Source organism: Rivihabitans pingtungensis, from assembly GCF_003201855.1.
Classification (GTDB): domain Bacteria; phylum Pseudomonadota; class Gammaproteobacteria; order Burkholderiales; family Aquaspirillaceae; genus Rivihabitans; species Rivihabitans pingtungensis.
Genome location: NZ_QJKI01000002.1, coordinates 1 through 16,236, shown reverse-complemented (window position 1 = coordinate 16,236; position 16,236 = coordinate 1). Strand labels below are relative to the sequence as shown.

The window sequence follows — 16,236 nt, the reverse complement described above, 5'->3', positions numbered from 1 at the left end:
CAGACAGGCAAGGTCACACAACAACGCCAGGGGGTTATGAGCCGCTCTTAGCGTCGGTCAGCCCCACCCACAGGAGCCCCAAGCATGCCGCAGGTGTTTTCCCCCGCGCGCGTGGCCGCGCTGACCGAGCGCGAGCGCGCCGACTATATCGCCCAGCGCCCGCGCTCGGCGGCGCTGGCCGCCGGCAGCGGGCATTTGCTGTCTGGCGTGCCTATGCACTGGATGCGCGACTGGGGCACGCCGTTTCCGCTGTATATCGACCACGCCCAGGGCGCGCAGTGCGTGGATGTGGATGGCCACGTCTACACCGATTTTTGTCTGGGCGACACTGGCGCGATGTTTGGCCACTCGCCCGCGCCAGTGGCCGCCGCCATTGCCGAGCGCGCCGCGCGCGGCTACAGCTGCATGCTGCCCGGCGCCGACGCCAACTGGGTGGGCGCGCATCTGGCCGAGCGCTTTGGCCTGCCGGTGTGGCAAATCGCCACCACGGCCACCGACGCCAACCGCTTTGTGCTGCGCTGGGCGCGCGGTTTGAGCGGCCGGCCGGTGGTGGTGGTGTTTGATGGCTGTTATCACGGCACGGTGGACGACACCCTGGTGCGACAAGACGCCGACGGCCGCACCGTTGCCCGCAGCGGGCTGGTGGGCCAGGTGGCGGATTTGGGGCAATACACCCGCGTCGTGCCGTTTAACGACCTGGCGGCGCTGCACGCGGCGCTGGCGCCCGGCGACGTGGCCTGCGTGCTCACCGAGCCGGCGCTGACCAATATCGGCATGGTGCTGCCGGACGAGGGCTTTTTGGCGGGCGTGCGCCAGCTCACCCGCCAGCATGGCGCACTGTTGGTGATCGACGAAACCCACACCATCAGCACGGGCTACGCCGGCTACAGCGGCCAGATCGGCCTGGAGCCAGACATGCTGGTGCTGGGCAAACCGATTGCCGGCGGGCTGCCGGCGGCGGTGTATGGCATGAGCGCCGAGGTGGCCGCCCGCGCCGAGGCGCTGCTGGCCAGCAAGCCGGATGGCCACAGCGGCATGGGCACCACGCTCAGCGCCAATCTGTTCACCCTGGCCGCCATGCGCGCCAATCTTGAGCAGGTGATGACCCGCGACGCCTACGCCCTCACCACGCCCCGCGCCGCCCGCCTGGCCGACGCCCTGCGCGCGCTGTTTGCCCGCCATCGCCTGCCCTGGTGCGTCACCCAAATCGGCGCGCGCTGCGAATTCCAGTTTTGCCCCACCCCGCCGCGCACCGGCGCCGAGGCGGAAGCAGCCATGGACCACGCGCTGGAGCGCTTGATTCACCTGAGCCTGCTCAATCAGGGCGTGCTGATCACCCCGTTCCACAACATGATGCTGGTGTGCCCGGACACGCCGGAAACGGCGATCACCGCGCTGGTGGATGGGGTGGAGGCGGTGCTGGAGGCGCTGCGGGGGTAAGCGCGGCGCTCCCCCTGGCGTTGTGGTCTGAGCTTGCCGTACTGCTTGTGCTGTCTATTCGCCTGGCCAGGATCGCAGCGCTGATTAGCGGTAAAAATCTGCGCGCAAAAAGCCCCCGTCAGTGAATGCTGACGGGGGCTTTGATTTTGGGCGTTTGGGGCGGCAGGCTGCGCCTACACATCCGCCTCCACCAGATTGCCTTTTTCTTCCATCCACGCCCGGCGGCTGGCGGCTTCGCCTTTGCCCATCAGCATGGTGAAGGTGGCGTCGGCCGTGCCAACCGGCGGCAGCACCACGCGGCTGAGCCGGCGGGTGTCGGGGTGCATGGTGGTGTCTTTCAGTTGCTCGGGGTTCATTTCGCCCAGGCCCTTGAAGCGGCCGATGCTCCAGCTGCCTTCGCGCACATGTTCGCTGCGCAGTCGCTCCAGCATGCTGTCCAGCTCGGCGTCGTCCAGCGCGTAAAACTTGCGCGGCGGGCGGGTTTTGCCCTGGCCGGGCACGTCCACGCGGTACAGCGGCGGCTTGGCCACGTAGATGTGGCCGGCGCGGATCAGCGCCGGAAAATGGCGATAGAACAGCGTCAGCAGCAGCACCTGGATGTGCGAGCCGTCCACGTCGGCGTCCGACAGGATGGCGATTTTGCCGTAGCGCAGGCCAGACAGATCCGGGCTGTCGTCGGCGCCGTGCGGGTCTACGCCGATGGCGACGGCGATGTCGTGGATTTCGGCATTCGAGAACAATTGGTCGCGGTCGGTTTCCCAGCTGTTGAGCACCTTGCCGCGCAGCGGCAGGATGGCCTGGTATTCCTTGTCGCGGGCCAGTTTGGCCGAACCGCCGGCCGAATCGCCTTCCACCAGAAACAGCTCGTTGCGCTGGATGTCTTCGCTTTCGCAGTCGGTAAGCTTGCCGGGCAGCACCGCCACGCCGGAGCCTTTTTTCTTTTCGACTTTTTTCACCGACTTCAGCCGGCTTTGCGCCTGGCGGATGGCCAGTTCGGCGATTTTGCGCGCGTGGTCCACATGGGCGTTCAGCCAGATTTCCAGCGGGTCGCGCACCAGGCTGGCCACCAGTTTCAGCGCGTCGCGGTTGTTAAGTTTTTCTTTGGTCTGGCCCTGAAACTGTGGATCGAGCACCCGCGCCGACAGCACAAAGCGCACCCGGCCCCACACGTCTTCGGCTTGCAGTTTGACGCCGCGCGGCAGCAGATTGTGGTGATCGACAAAGCTTTTCACTGCCTCGAACACCCCGGTGCGCAGGCCGGCTTCGTGGGTGCCGCCGCTGGCGGTGGGGATCAGGTTGACATAGCTTTCGCCGCCGCCGTTGTGCTCAAACCAGGCCAGCGCCCAGGCGGCGCCTTCGCCGGGGGAGAATTGCTCGTGCTCGGCGCCAATGTAATTCTCGCCGGCAAAAGCCGGGGCGACAGGTTCGTCGTCGCCATACAGTTCAACCAGGTAGCTTTTCAGGCCGTCCGGGTAGCGCCAGCTGCGCACCTCGTGCTGGCCGTCGGCTTTTTCCAGGGTGAGGGTCACCGCCACGCCGGGCAGCAGCACCGCCTTGGCGCGCAACAGGCGCTCCAGCTCGGCGATGGAATAACGCGGGCTTTCAAAATAGCGCGCGTCCGGCCACACGCGCACGCGGGTGCCGCTGGTGCGCGGCGGGCAATCGCCCAGCTTGCGCAGGGGCTCGATCACCTCGCCGCCAGAGAACGCCAGCTGCCAGACCGCGCTTTCGCGTTTGACTTCCACTTCCAGCCGGGTGGACAGCGCATTGGTCACCGACACGCCCACGCCGTGCAGGCCGCCAGAAAACGCATACGCGCCGCCGTCTTTTTTATTGAACTTGCCGCCAGCGTGCAGGCGGGTGAACACCAGCTCGACCACTGGCACGCCTTCGTCCGGGTGCAGGCCAACCGGAATCCCCCGGCCGTCGTCCTCCACGCTCAGCGAGCCGTCCAGGTGCAGGGTGACGGCGATTTTGCGGGCAAAGCCGCCCAGCGCTTCGTCGGCGGCGTTGTCGATGACTTCCTGGCAGATGTGGGTGGGGTCGGTGGTGCGGGTGTACATGCCCGGCCGTTCCTTGACCGGCTCCAGGCCCTTGAGCACGCGCACGGAAGATTCGTCGTAGGATTTGCTCATCGGTGGCATTCAGTGAAGACTGCGCCGCCGCGTCTGGGCGGCGGCAAAAAACAAATATCCCGCCGACAGGCGGGATGCGGATGGGGCGTCAGCGGCGCGCCGCAGCGGGCGGGGCCTCGGGCAGGGACGGCGGAGCCAAACCCTGGCGTGGGTCCAGCCCTTTCAAAAACTTGGCCAGCTCGCCCAGCGCGCGCTCGTAGACGTCGCGCTTGAATTCAATCACCGCGTCCACCGGCGCCCAATAGGTATTCCAGCGCCAGGCGTCGAACTCGGGGTGATTGGTGGCGCGCAGGCACACGTCGTTGTCACGGCCGGTCAGCCGCAACAAAAACCAGATTTGCTTCTGGCCGCGATAGCTGCCGCGCCACTCACGGCGAATCCAGTGCGTGGGCACGTCGTAGCGCAGCCAGTCGCGGGTGCGCCCCAGAATCTTGACGTGGTGCGGCGACAGGCCGACTTCTTCCATGAGTTCGCGGTACATGGCCGCCTCCGGGCTTTCGCCCGGCTTGATGCCCCCTTGCGGAAACTGCCACGAGTGCTCGCGCACCCGCTTACCCCAGAACACTTCATTGCGGGCGTTGCAGAGGATGATTCCGACGTTGGGGCGGTAACCGTCCCGGTCTAACATGATGCAACCTGCTCAATATCCAATGGCCTGAATTCTGGCACATTTCTCGCCAATAAGACAGACGGAGCAGGGCAAAGGGCGTCAGCGGGCGGTTTTTCAGGGACGCGCCGCCAGCAAGCTGGCGGCCATTTCCATCAGCGAATGGCTGGCGGCCGCCAGCCCAGTGATGGACAGATGCAAATCACGCGCCTCAAGGCACAAGGCGCTGCCGCCAAACTCCAAGGTCAGCGCATTGAGCTCCGCCACGCTCAGTTGCGCCAATTCAGGATAATTCGCCACAGGCAACACAATCGCGCTCTGGTCGGCAAACCCCAGCCACACCGCCTGACGCTCGGGCAGGTAACGAATGCTGGCGGCGCGCAACTCATCCTGCCGCCGCCGGCCACGCGCGACCGCCTGGGCCAGCCCCAGCTCAGTCACTGGTTCATCATCGCGCACCCGCGCCTTGACCGTTTTCATAGTTCGATCTCCACCGCATGAGGCTCACCAGGCCGTGGCGACGCTCACCGCCCCATCCCCTCGCGCGCCCAGCGCAAGGTGTCTTCAATCAGCGCGTCGCTGGCGGCGCCCAGCGCGCGCGCGCCGGCTTCGGCATGCGCCTGGCTGGCCGGGGCGCTGGCGCTGAAGGTGTGGCGGGCGCGCAAGGCGCCGTGACTGTCACGCAGCTCCGCCTGCCAGCGCGCTTCGCCCTGGCTGTGCAGATCGGGCTGGTAAACCTGTTCGAAGCGGTCCAGATACAGGCGCAGCGACCAGGGTGCGCTGGCGGCCACCGGGATGGCGGACAGGCGTTGGCGCAGACGGGCGGCCAGCAGCGCGGCCGGGCGGTCGGCCCACAGGCTGTCGCGATAGCGCGCCAGTTGCGGGCGCAGGGCGTCCAGTTGGTAGTGCATGGCCAGGCCGTTCAGCCAGGCGGCTTGCTCGACGGTGACCGCCAGCGCCGGCATGGCCGGCTGGGCGGCGCTCAGCGGGGCGGGCTCGGGCAGGCGGTAGCGGGTTTCCGCCAGCGGGGCGCTGGCGCAGGCGGCCAGCGCCAGCGCGGCCAGGCAGGGCAACAGACGGACAATCACGGGCTTCATCGTGCGGCTCCGGCAAAGCCGGCCTCTCCGGGGCCGGGGGGATCCATCGGCGCGCCCAGCAATAATTGTTGCGGGCGACGAGTGTGGCTGTCGATCAAGCCATCCAGCGCCTGGGCGGTGTGCTCGGCCTGGCTGGCCAGTTGATCCAGCCGGGGCAAGGTGTCCTGGTTCAGGCGGGCGCTGGCCTGGCCGACGGCGGGGCCGGCCTGGGCCAGCACGGCGCGCAGGCCTTGCGACAGCTGGCGCAATTCGTCGGCCAGTTGGCGGGCGCTGGCCAGAGTGGCGGTGGATTGCTCGCCCAGCGCCGGCAGCTGCGCCGAAAAGCGGTTCAGATTGGCCAGCAGGCTGGCCAGCTCGCGGCGGTTGGCGTCGTCCAGCAAGAGATTCAAGCGCTCACCCAGCTGGCGCGCCTCGCCCAATGCCGCCGGCAGCTTGCTGGTGGTGTCTTGCCACAGCGATGGCCGCATCGGCAGCGGCGCGCCGGCCGGGTCGCGCCAGGGCGGGCCGCCGTCGTCGTGCAGCTCGACAAAGGTCAGCCCGGTCAGCCCTTGTGTGCCCAGCCGCGCCCACGCCTGGGCGCTGAGCCGCACCGTGCTGTCCACCGCCACGCGCACCCGCACTTGCTTGGGATCGGCCGGGTCGATGCCCAGCTCGACCACCTTGCCCACCGGGATGCCGCGATACTGCACCGCCGCTTCGCGGTTCAAGCCGCTGACCGACTGGCGCGAGAGCAGGGTGTATTCCACCCGCTCGCCCTGGCGCACGCCGCTCATCCAGATCACCACCGCCGCCAGCGCGGCCAGCAGGGCGATGACAAACAGGCCGGTCCACAGGGCAAAGGCCTTACTTTCCATGGTTCTCCCCTTGCGGGTCATGCGCGGCGAAATACGCCTGAATAAAAGGGTGATCGGCGCGGCGCACGGCCGCCAGCGGGCCGATGGCCACCACGCGGCGGTCAGCCAGCACCGCCACGCGGTCCAAGAGCGGCGCCACGCGCTCCAGCTCGTGGGTGACCATCACTGCGGTCAGCCCGTGCAGCGCGCGCAGCTCGGCAATCAGCGCCACAAAGGCCTGTGCGCCAAGCGGGTCCAGCCCGGCGGTGGGTTCATCCAAAAATAATAATTCCGGGTCCAGCGCCAGGGCGCGGGCCAGCGCGGCGCGCTTGATCATGCCGCCGGACAATTGCGCCGGCAGTTTGTCGCCATCCTCCGCCGCCAGGCCCACCTGCGCCAGCTTGCAGCGGGCAATGTGGGCGGCGTCGGCGCGGCCAAGGCCGCCACGCTCCAACAAGGGCAGGGCGACGTTCTCCAGCACGCTCAGCGCCGAAAACAGCGCGCCGCTCTGAAACAGCACGCCACAGCGCTGGCGCAGGCCGCGCTGGGCGAGAAACTGCTCAGGGCTCACCCGCACGCCCAGCACCTCCACCACGCCGGCAGCTGGCTGGGTGAGGCCGATCATATGGCGCAGCAAGGTGGTTTTGCCGCAGCCAGAGGCGCCAACCAATGCCAGCACTTCGCCTTGCTGCACGTCCAGATCAAGCTGATGGTGAATCACCCGTTCGCCAAAACGGGTGCTCACCCCGCGCAGCCGCACGGCCGGCGCGCTCATGGCCGTGGCCTCAGGGTGATGGAAAACAGCACGGCAAACAGCGCGTCGGCGACAATCACCAGGGTGATGGCCGCCACCACGGCGCGGGTGGTGGCGCGGCCCAGGCCTTCGCTGGATGGCGGCGCGGTCAAGCCAAAGTGGCAGCCAATCAGGCCAATCAGCAAGCCAAACGCCGCCGATTTGCCCAGGCCAATCCACAAATGCACCAGCTTGACCACGCGCGGAAAACGATCGAGAAACTGGCCAAACGACAAGCCCAGCTCCCAATGCGCCGCCAGCATGCCGCCGACCAGCGCCAGCGCGCTGGTCCACACCGCCAGCAAGGGCAGCACCAGCAGCAGGGCAACGGTTTTTGGCCAGGCCAGGCGCAAGGTGGCGGATAAACCCATGGCGGCCAGCGCGTCGAGCTCTTGATTCAGCTTCATCGTGCCCAGTTGCGCGGTCATCGCCGAGCCCGAGCGCCCGGCCACCAAAATCGCCGCCAGCAGCGGACCCAGCTCGCGCAGAATGCTGATGCCGAGCAAATCGACAATCAGCACATTGGCGCCGTAGCGCGCCAGCTGCTGCGAGGATAAATAAGACAGCACCACGCCAATCAAGAGGCCGACCAGCGCGGTGATGCCCAGCGCAGACACCCCGGCGTGGTAAATATTGGCCGACAGCTCGCGCGCCGGCAGCGCCGACGGATGACGCAGCAGGTGCAGGCTGGCCAGCAGCAGCCGCCCCCACAGCATGCACACCAGTTGCGCCTGCGTCAGCAAGGCCAATGCGCCGCGCCCCACGGCGCGCAGCGGCGCCAGCGCATCGCGGCGGATGGGCGTCGGCGCAGGCGCTTGGGCGGCGACCAGGTCGCGCCACAGCGTGCGCTGGGCCTCGGTGGCGCGCAGCGCGGCGGGCAGCTGGCCTTGCCAGTCCTGCCACAGCCACAGCGCGCCCACCGCGTCCAGCTCGGCATGGCTGACGTCCCAGCGCGCCTGGGGCGACTGCGCGCGCACGGCGGCACGCAGCCCGGCGTGGTCGCGCAGGCCGGCAAACGTCCAGCTGCCGGCCAGTTGCACCTCGCCGTCGGCGCTCAGGCGCAGCGTTGGCGAGGCGGCGAAAGTGGGGTTCACCGCGCGTCCAGCGCCGCCAGTTCGGCGTCGGCAAAGCCAGCCTGGCGGCGGGCAGCCAGGTTGAACGGCCCACGCGGGCGCGGCGCGCGGTAGGCCAGGCGCAGCGCTTCGGCATGGGCCACAGGCTCCAGGCCGCGCGCGGCGCAAAACTCGGCAAACCAGCGCACGCCCAGCGCCACATGGCCGATTTCATCGCGCAGAATCACATCCAGAATCGCCACCGCGTCCAGGTCGCCCACCTGGCGCAGCTTGGCCTGAATGCCGGGCGAGACATCCAGCCCGCGCGCTTCCAGCGTGCGCGGCACCAGCGCCAGCCGCGCCAGCAGGTCGTCGGCGGTGCGCTCGGCCATGTCCCACAGGCCGTTGTGGGCGGGAAAATCCCCGTACTGGTGGCCCAGGGTGTTCAGGTGGGCGTTCAGCAGCTGAAAATGCTCGGCTTCTTCCTGCGCCACGCCCAGCCAGTCGCGGTAAAACGCCTCGGGCAAGCCGGCAAAGCGCCAGACGATGTCCAGCGCCAGGTCAATGGCGTTGAGTTCGATATGCGCCAGCGCGTGGATCAGCGCGGCGCGGCCTTCCCGCGTGCCCAAGCCGCGCTGGGCCAGTTGGCTGGGCGGGATCAGCTCCGGGCGGGCCGGGCGGCCGGGCAGCGGCGCGGGCGGGGTGAGGGCAAGCTCAGCGCCGCAGGGCGTGGCAAGATCCAGCGCGGCGACGGCGCTGAGTTTGGCGGGCAGTTCGGTCAGCGCCAGCGCGTCACGGGCGGCCAGGCGAAGAGGGGTGGGCGTCATGGCAAATCGGTCAACAGGGTTGACATCCTCCCCGGCCTGAAGGCCGGAGATCCCTACGGCGCTCAGGCGCGGCATTGCGCCACCCCTGAGTCGCTTCGGTGGGTTCCTGCTGCTGGCGGCATGACTGCACCGCTCACTTCACAGGCTAACCGGGCGTGTCCCGCCCTTAGTATATTGATCGCGCCGACGACATCGGCGTTTTCTTCAAAGCCGCATTCGACGCATTCAAACTTGGCTTGTGTCTGTCGATTGTTTTTTGACACATGGCCGCAACTCGGACAGGTGCGGCTCGTGTTCTGCGGCGGCACGGCGATGAGATGTCCGCCGCTCCACGCCAGCTTGTAGTCCAGTTGGCGGCGGAACTCGGCCCAGCCTTGGTCGAGGATGGCTTTGTTCAGGCCGGACTTGGCCCGAACCTTTCTGCCCGGACTTTCGGTTGTTCCTGCCGCCGATTTGGACATATTCCGCACCTGCAAGTCCTCGATGCACACCATCGCGTGGTTTTGGCTGATCGTGGTTGAGGTCTTGTGCAGGAAGTCGCGGCGGGCATTGCCGATGCGGGAATGGATGCGCTGGACGCGGACTTTGGCCTTCTTCCAGTTGTTGCTGAATTTGGTTTTGCGACTCAGCGCCTGCTGCGCTTTGCGCAAGGCGGCTTCACGCCGCTTGAAGCTGTTGAGCGGTGCGTAGAACGTGCCGTCCGATAGCGTGGCGAACCGGGCAATGCCCATGTCGATGCCGACTACGCCCCCCTGCGGGGTGGGCTGCTCAATCTCGCGTTCGGTCTGGATGCTCACGAACCACTTGCCGCAAGACTGGCTCACGGTGATGTTCTTCACCGCGCCCAATACATCCCGGCTGTTGCGGTAGCGCAGCCAGCCGAGCTTGGGCAGGAAGATGCGGCTGTTGGCCTGATCGAGCTTGATCTGTTTTGGGTCGGGGTAGCGGAAGCTGTCGTGCCGACCCTTCTTCTTGAAGCGAGGGAAGTCGGCCCGCTTGGCGAAGAAGTTGCTGTAGGCCCGTTCCAGGTCTTTGAGCTTCTGTTGCTGCGGATGAACCGGCGCATCGGCCAGCCATGGGGTTTCCGTGCCGTTGCGCCACTCGGTGAGCAGCTTGCACAGCCCGGCGTAGCCGAGCTTCTTCTCGCCCTGCTCGTAGCGCGCTTTCTGCAACGCCAGCGCTTTGTTGAAGACGAACCGGCACAAGCCAGCAAAGCGGCGCATTTGCCGCGCCTGCTGGCCGTCTGGCATCAGTTCATATTTGAAGGCTTGAAGTCGTTGCATGGCTCAATCATATCCCAAAGGACGGCTGCGCCGTCCGTGCTATCCTTCCCCGGCCTGAAGGCTGAGGCTTGTCGCGCACTGGGTCAAGTTGGCGACGTGGCCAGGCGCGTGCGCTGGCCAGCAGACCGCCACCATAGCAAAAAGTGCGCGGCCATACGCAAAAAACCCCCATCGCTGGGGGTTTTTTGTTGCGCTCGGCAAGTGCTTACTTCTGCACTTCCTTGGCCAGGTACAACCAGGTTTCCACCACGGTGTCCGGGTTCAGCGAGATGGTCTCGATGCCCTCTTCCACCAGCCACTTGGCGAAGTCCGGGTGATCGGACGGGCCTTGGCCGCAGATGCCGACATACTTGTTCAGGCGGCGGCAGGCGTCGATGGCCATGTGCAGCATGGCTTTCACCGCCGGGTCGCGCTCGTCGAAGGTCGGGGCAATCGGGCCGCCGGAGTCGCGGTCCACGCCCAGGGTCAGCTGGGTCATGTCGTTGGAGCCGATGGAGAAACCATCGAAGTGCTCCAGGAACTGTTCGGCCAGCACGGCGTTGGTCGGCAGTTCGCACATCATGATCAGGCGCAGGCCGTTCTTGCCACGCTCCAGGCCGAAGTCCTTGAGGATCTGCACCACCGATTCGGCTTCCTTGAGGGTGCGCACGAACGGGATCATCACTTCGACATTGGTCAGGCCCATCACGTCGCGCACCTTGCGGATGGCGCGGCATTCGAGCTCGAAGCAGTCGCGGAATTCCGGGGCGATGTAGCGGGCGGCGCCACGGAAGCCGATCATCGGGTTTTCTTCATGCGGCTCGTACAGCGAACCGCCGACCAGGTTGGCGTACTCGTTCGACTTGAAGTCGGACATGCGCACGATGACCTTTTTCGGGTAGAACGCCGCAGCCAGGGTGGCCACGCCTTCGGCGATCTTGTCCACGTAGAAGTCCACCGGGCTGGCGTAGCCGGCGATGCGGCTGCGGATGTCGGCTTGCAGTTCCGGCGACAGGCTGTCCAGCTCCAGCAGGGCTTTCGGGTGGATGCCGATCTGACGGTTGATGACGAACTCCATGCGCGCCAGGCCCACGCCTTCGTTGGGCAGTTGGCAGAAGTCGAAGGCCAGCTCCGGGTTGCCGACGTTCATCATGATCTTGACCGGGGAATCCGGCATTTGATCCAGCGCCAGGTCGATGATTTCGACTTCCAGCAGGCCGTCATAGATGTTGCCGGTGTCGCCTTCCGAGCACGACACGGTGACTTGCATGCCATCCTTCAGCACGTCGGTGGCGTTGCCGCAGCCGACCACAGCCGGGATGCCCAGTTCGCGGGCGATGATGGCAGCGTGGCAGGTGCGGCCGCCACGGTTGGTGACGATGGCGGCGGCGCGCTTCATCACCGGCTCCCAATCGGGGTCGGTCATGTCGGTGACCAGCACATCGCCCGGCTTGACGCGATCCATTTCGGAGGCGTCCTTGATCAGGCGCACCACGCCCTGGCCCACTTTCTGACCAATGGCGCGGCCTTCCACCAGCACGGCGCTCTTGTTCTTCAGGCGGTAGCGGCGCAGGGTGTCCACGCGGGATTCTTGCGACTTCACGGTTTCCGGGCGAGCTTGCAGGATGTACAGCTTGCCATCCACGCCGTCCTTGCCCCACTCGATGTCCATCGGACGGTCGTAGTGTTTTTCGATGATCAGGGCAAAGCGGGCGAGTTCTTCGACATCAGCGTCGTTGATGGAGAACTGGGTGCGCAGTTCCGGGGCGACATCCAGGGTTTTCACCGAACGGCCGGCTTCGCGGGTGTCGGTGAATTCCATCTTGATCAGCTTGGAGCCGAGGTTCTTGCGCAGGATGGCCGGGCGCTCAGCCTTGAGGGTCGGCTTGTGCACATAGAATTCATCCGGGTTCACGGCGCCTTGCACCACGGTTTCGCCCAGGCCGTACGAGGCGGTGACGAACACCACGTCGTTAAAGCCGGATTCGGTGTCGATGGTGAACATCACACCGGCGGCGCCACAGTCGGAGCGCACCATGCGCTGGATGCCGGCGGACAGGGCCACCACATCGTGGGCAAAGCCCTTGTGCACGCGGTAGGAAATGGCGCGGTCGTTGTACAGCGAGGCGAACACATGCTTGATGGCCGCCATCACGTTCTCGAAGCCGAGAATGTTCAGGAAGGTTTCTTGCTGACCGGCGAACGAGGCGTCCGGCAAGTCTTCTGCGGTGGCGGAAGAACGCACGGCCACCGAGATGGCAGCGCCGGAGTCGGCGACCATCTGGTCGTAAGCGGTGCGGATTTCTGCTTCCAGCTGCGCCGGGAACGGCGTATCCACGATCAGTTGGCGGATTTCCTTGCCAACGCGAGCGAGCTCGACGACATCGTCCACGTCAAGCTTGGCGAGCATCGCGTTGATGCGGTCGGCCAGGCCGTTGTGAGCGAGAAAATCGCGGTAAGCCTGCGCGGTGGTGGCGAAACCGCCAGGCACGCGCACGCCGGAGCTGGCGAGCTGGCTAATCATTTCGCCCAGCGACGCATTTTTGCCGCCGACGGTTTCCACGTCGGTCATGCGCAGCTTGTCGAACCAGACAACGTAATTCTCTGCCATGTAACGAACTTCCTGTGCTAGATGGGGGCTATCGAAAACCGGATTCTATCCGAAAGCGTAAACTTTGCGTAACCTTAATGCACTGCACAAAAGCCGGATTTGCCCTGCGAAAGTGCATGTTCCCACGGGTATAATCAAGCGCAATGCTCATTTAGCCGGAGTTCACATGCCACATCGCCGCTCAGCCTTCTTTGTTTCCGACCGCACCGGCATCACCGCCGAATCCTTGGGCCACACGCTGCTGACCCAGTTCGAGACGGCGGAATTCAAGCGGGAAACCATTCCGTTCATCGACACGCCAGACAAGGCCGGCGAGGTCAGCCGGCGCATTGCCGAGCGCGCGCAGAGTGACCATCACCGCCCGCTGGTATTCTTGTCCATTATCGACCCTGGCGTGCGCAAGGCCATTGAGGTGGACGATTGCGCGCTGGTGATTGATCTGTTTGATTCGTTCATCAGCACGCTGGAACAAGAACTCGGCCAGCACGCATCACGGGCAGCGGGCAAATCCCACGGCATCACCAACGAGAAAACCTATCATCATCGAATCGACGCGGTGAATTTCTCGCTCAATCATGACGACGGCGTGAAACCGAGTGATCTGGCTGAAGCCGATGTCATTCTGGTGGGGGTGTCGCGCTCGGGCAAAACCCCGACCTGCCTGTATCTGGCGCTGCAATACGGCATTCGTGCCGCCAATTATCCGCTGACGCCGGAAGATTTTGGCAAACCGATTCTGCCCAAATTGCTGCTGCCGCATCGTCACAAATTGTTTGGCCTGACCATTACCCCGGATCGCCTGGTGCAAATCCGCTCGGAACGCCGGCCGAACAGCACTTACGCCTCGCTGGACAATTGCCGCTTTGAGGTAAAAGAAGCCGAGGCGATGATGCGCCAGCAGGGGGTGACGTTTATCAGCACCACGCACAAATCCATCGAAGAAATCGCCAGCACCATCATCCACAGCGCCCGGCTGGCCAAGCGTTTTTGAACGCGGCTCAGCCAAGCCGGCTGGCGCGCTGGTGCGCGCCTGACCGGCTTAACGGCGGCCGGTTTTTTTCTGCGTTGCTGACGGCCGTGACTGCGGCTTTCCTGCAACAGTCGGGCGTTTGCCCAGCGGTTTGCCGTGCGGCACGCGGACCGATTTGGCCGCGCCAGGGCGCGCGGCGCCGCTTTCTGGCGGAATCAGCTGCTGCGGGCCATGGCCAATCAGGTCGGCGCGGCCCATCTTCACCAGCGCTTCGCGCAGCAAGGGCCAGTTTTCCGCGTCGTGATAGCGCAAAAACGCCTTGTGCAGTTTGCGCCGGTAGGCATCCTTGATCACTTCCACTTTTTCAGAGCTGCGCGCCAGTTTTTTCAGCGGATTGCGCCCGGTGTGCCACATGGTGGTGGCCAAGGCCATCGGCGTGGGGGTGAATGCCTGCACCTGGTCGGGTTTGAAGCCGTTGTGCTTCAGCCACAACGCGAGGTTGAGCATGTCTTCGTCGCTGGTGCCGGGGTGGGCGGCGATAAAGTAGGGAATCAGATACTGCTTCTTGCCGGCCTGCTGGCTGAAACGCTCAAACAGCGCCTTGAAGCGCTCGTAACTGCCAATGCCCGGCTTCATCATCTTGGACAAAGGCCCGTCTTCGGTGTGCTCCGGGGCGATTTTCAGATAGCCGCTGACGTGGTGGGTGGCCAGCTCGCGGATGTATTCCGGCGACTCCACCGCCAGGTCGTAGCGCACGCCCGAGCCAATGGTGATGCGCTTCACCCCCGGCACAGCGCGCGCCTTGCGATACAGCTGGATCAAATCGCTGTGGTCGGTGTTGAGGTTTTCGCAAATGCCCGGATACACGCAGGACAAACGGCGACAGGAGGCTTCAATATTGCGGTCTTTGCACGCCAGCCGGTACATATTGGCGGTCGGCCCGCCCAGGTCGGTGATGTGGCCAGTAAACCCCGGCGTTTTGTCGCGAATATGCTCGATTTCCTGCAAAATCGATTCTTCTGAACGGCTTTGAATAATGCGGCCTTCGTGCTCGGTGATCGAGCAGAAGGTACAGCCGCCAAAGCAGCCGCGCATGATGTTCACCGAAAAACGGATCATGTCCCAGGCCGGAAAGCGGGCATTGCCATAGCTGGGGTGCGGCTGGCGGGCGTAGTGCAGATCGTAAACGTAGTCCATCTCCGGCGTGGTCAGCGGAATCGGCGGCGGGTTGATCCACACATCGCGCTCGCCATGCGCCTGCACCAGCGCGCGGGCATTGCCCGGGTTGGATTCCAGGTGCAGGGTGCGGCTGGCGTGGGCATACAGCACTGGATCGTAGGCCACAGCTTCATACGCCGGCAAACGCACCACGGTTTTGGCACGCTGCGCCTTGCGCTGGCGCACGCGCTCGGCGGCAGAAATCAATCGCACCGGCTGCGGCGCGCTGGGGTCGGCCGGCGCCGGGTTGACCGGCTCCATGGCGTAAGGGTCGGGATGCGGGTCCACCCGGCCTGGCGCATCCACCGTGGTCGAGTCAATTTCCTGCCAGCTGTCGTCTGGCCGCCAGCCCTGGCTGGTCAAAAACGCTGTGCCGCGAATATCACGCATCTGCGCCAGCCGCTCGCCGTGCGCGGCGCGGTGCGCCACTTCCAGCAAGGCGCGCTCGGCGTTGCCAAACAGCAGCAAATCCGCCTTGGCGTAGGCCAGCACCGATTGGCGCACTTTGTCGCTCCAGTAGTCGTACTGGGCAATCCGCCGCAAGCTACCCTCAATGCCGCCAATCATGATGTCTACACCCGGAAACGCCTCGCGGCAGCGCTGCGCATACACCACCACCGCCCGATCCGGCCGCTTGCCGGCCTCGCCATGCGGGGTGTAGGCGTCGTCAGAGCGCGGTTTGCGGTCTGCGGTGTAGCGATTGATCATCGAATCCATATTGCCGGCGGTGACGCCAAAAAACAGCCGGGGCCGACCCAGCGCGCGAAACGGCTCGGCGCTTTTCCAGTCGGGCTGGCTGATGATGCCCACCCGAAAGCCTTGCGCCTCCAGCAGGCGGCCAATCAGCGCCATGCCAAAGCTGGGATGGTCGATATAGCCGTCGCCGGTCACCAGAATGATGTCGCAGGTGTCCCAGCCCAGCTGCTTCATTTCAGCGCGGCTCATCGGCAAAAATGGCGCCGTGCGCGCGCCGGTCATCGGCTGACGCGGCAGGGAAATAATCGAGGGCGGGGCGGCGGAATCGGTCGAAAAAGTCATGGGCAGGCCTGGGCAGTGCGCGGTAAGACAAGCTGGACATTGTGCCAGACAATCCGCCACACCGGCAAAAAGGGCTTTGAATTCATCTGGATAGCCGTGCTATCAGCATGGGTTTGCCATGCATGGGGGCTAAACGACGCAAAGAGAGACGTGATTGGGATAAACCCGCGCGAAGCGCGGCTCACAAAACGCAGCAATTGCGTGAGCCGAGCTAAAAATACAAAACCCCCTGTAGCGTTGCTACAGGGGGTTTGAATGGGAGCCTGGCGTTGACCTACTTTCACACGGGTAATCCGCACTATCATCGGCGCGAAGTGGTTTCACTGTCCTGTTCGGGATGGGAAGGAGTGGGG

The 16,236-nt window shown here is 65.1% G+C and carries 13 protein-coding genes and 1 rRNA gene; 2 read left to right on the top strand and 12 right to left on the bottom strand.

What is annotated here, in order from left to right; all coding sequences use genetic code 11:
* Nucleotides 1–84: 84 nt before the first annotated feature.
* On the top strand, nt 85–1,440 hold the full coding sequence (locus DFR34_RS02020) for an aspartate aminotransferase family protein (RefSeq protein ID WP_110389501.1): 1,356 nt from the start codon (nt 85–87) through the stop codon (nt 1,438–1,440).
* 173 nt (nt 1,441–1,613) lie between these two features.
* Here DFR34_RS02020 and DFR34_RS02015 read toward each other — a convergent pair whose 3' ends face one another.
* The 10 genes from DFR34_RS02015 to ppsA form a co-directional block, all read right to left on the bottom strand.
* Nucleotides 1,614–3,575, bottom strand: coding sequence for a DNA topoisomerase IV subunit B (locus DFR34_RS02015; RefSeq protein WP_110389500.1), 1,962 nt, complete (start codon nt 3,573–3,575; stop codon nt 1,614–1,616).
* 88 nt (nt 3,576–3,663) lie between these two features.
* Nucleotides 3,664–4,203 carry an RNA pyrophosphohydrolase gene (locus tag DFR34_RS02010; protein WP_110389499.1) on the bottom strand — a complete coding sequence of 180 codons (540 nt, stop codon included), beginning with the start codon at nt 4,201–4,203 and terminating at the stop codon, nt 3,664–3,666.
* Nucleotides 4,204–4,299: 96 nt separating this feature from the next.
* Nucleotides 4,300–4,662, bottom strand: coding sequence for a DUF2442 domain-containing protein (locus tag DFR34_RS02005; protein ID WP_110389498.1), 363 nt, complete (start codon nt 4,660–4,662; stop codon nt 4,300–4,302).
* A gap of 44 nt (nt 4,663–4,706) precedes the next feature.
* On the bottom strand, nt 4,707–5,279 hold the full coding sequence (locus tag DFR34_RS02000) for an ABC-type transport auxiliary lipoprotein family protein (RefSeq protein ID WP_110389497.1): 573 nt from the start codon (nt 5,277–5,279) through the stop codon (nt 4,707–4,709).
* Entirely contained in the window at nt 5,276–6,133 is an 858-nt protein-coding gene (locus DFR34_RS01995) for an MlaD family protein (protein ID WP_158281715.1), read from the bottom strand. The genes DFR34_RS02000 and DFR34_RS01995 overlap by 4 nt, the downstream gene beginning before the upstream one ends.
* Nucleotides 6,123–6,887 (bottom strand): ABC transporter ATP-binding protein, encoded by a 765-nt coding sequence (locus tag DFR34_RS01990; protein ID WP_110389495.1) that lies wholly within the window; start codon nt 6,885–6,887, stop codon nt 6,123–6,125. Before DFR34_RS01990 ends, DFR34_RS01995 begins: the two co-directional genes overlap by 11 nt.
* Nucleotides 6,884–7,999, bottom strand: a complete 1,116-nt coding sequence (locus tag DFR34_RS01985; RefSeq protein ID WP_211309261.1) for an MlaE family ABC transporter permease — start codon at nt 7,997–7,999, stop codon at nt 6,884–6,886. The genes DFR34_RS01990 and DFR34_RS01985 overlap by 4 nt, the downstream gene beginning before the upstream one ends.
* Nucleotides 7,996–8,784: a ferritin-like domain-containing protein gene (locus DFR34_RS01980; RefSeq protein WP_110389494.1), complete on the bottom strand. Its 789-nt coding sequence runs from the start codon at nt 8,782–8,784 to the stop codon at nt 7,996–7,998. The genes DFR34_RS01985 and DFR34_RS01980 overlap by 4 nt, the downstream gene beginning before the upstream one ends.
* A 62-nt stretch (nt 8,785–8,846) precedes the next feature.
* Entirely contained in the window at nt 8,847–10,067 is a 1,221-nt protein-coding gene (locus DFR34_RS01975) for an RNA-guided endonuclease InsQ/TnpB family protein (protein ID WP_110389493.1), read from the bottom strand.
* A gap of 205 nt (nt 10,068–10,272) precedes the next feature.
* Complete coding sequence (gene ppsA / locus DFR34_RS01970) at nt 10,273–12,657, bottom strand: phosphoenolpyruvate synthase (RefSeq protein WP_110389492.1); 2,385 nt, start codon at nt 12,655–12,657, stop codon at nt 10,273–10,275.
* Nucleotides 12,658–12,823: 166 nt separating this feature from the next.
* Here ppsA and ppsR point away from each other — a divergent pair, with 166 nt between their 5' ends.
* Nucleotides 12,824–13,648, top strand: coding sequence for a posphoenolpyruvate synthetase regulatory kinase/phosphorylase PpsR (gene ppsR, locus DFR34_RS01965; protein ID WP_110389491.1), 825 nt, complete (start codon nt 12,824–12,826; stop codon nt 13,646–13,648).
* Between the two features lie 48 nt (nt 13,649–13,696).
* Here the strand turns inward: ppsR and DFR34_RS01960 are convergent, their stop codons facing one another.
* Complete coding sequence (locus DFR34_RS01960) at nt 13,697–15,883, bottom strand: YgiQ family radical SAM protein (protein WP_110389490.1); 2,187 nt, start codon at nt 15,881–15,883, stop codon at nt 13,697–13,699.
* Nucleotides 15,884–16,144: 261 nt separating this feature from the next.
* Nucleotides 16,145–16,236, bottom strand: a 5S ribosomal RNA gene (gene rrf / locus DFR34_RS17935); the annotation flags it as partial.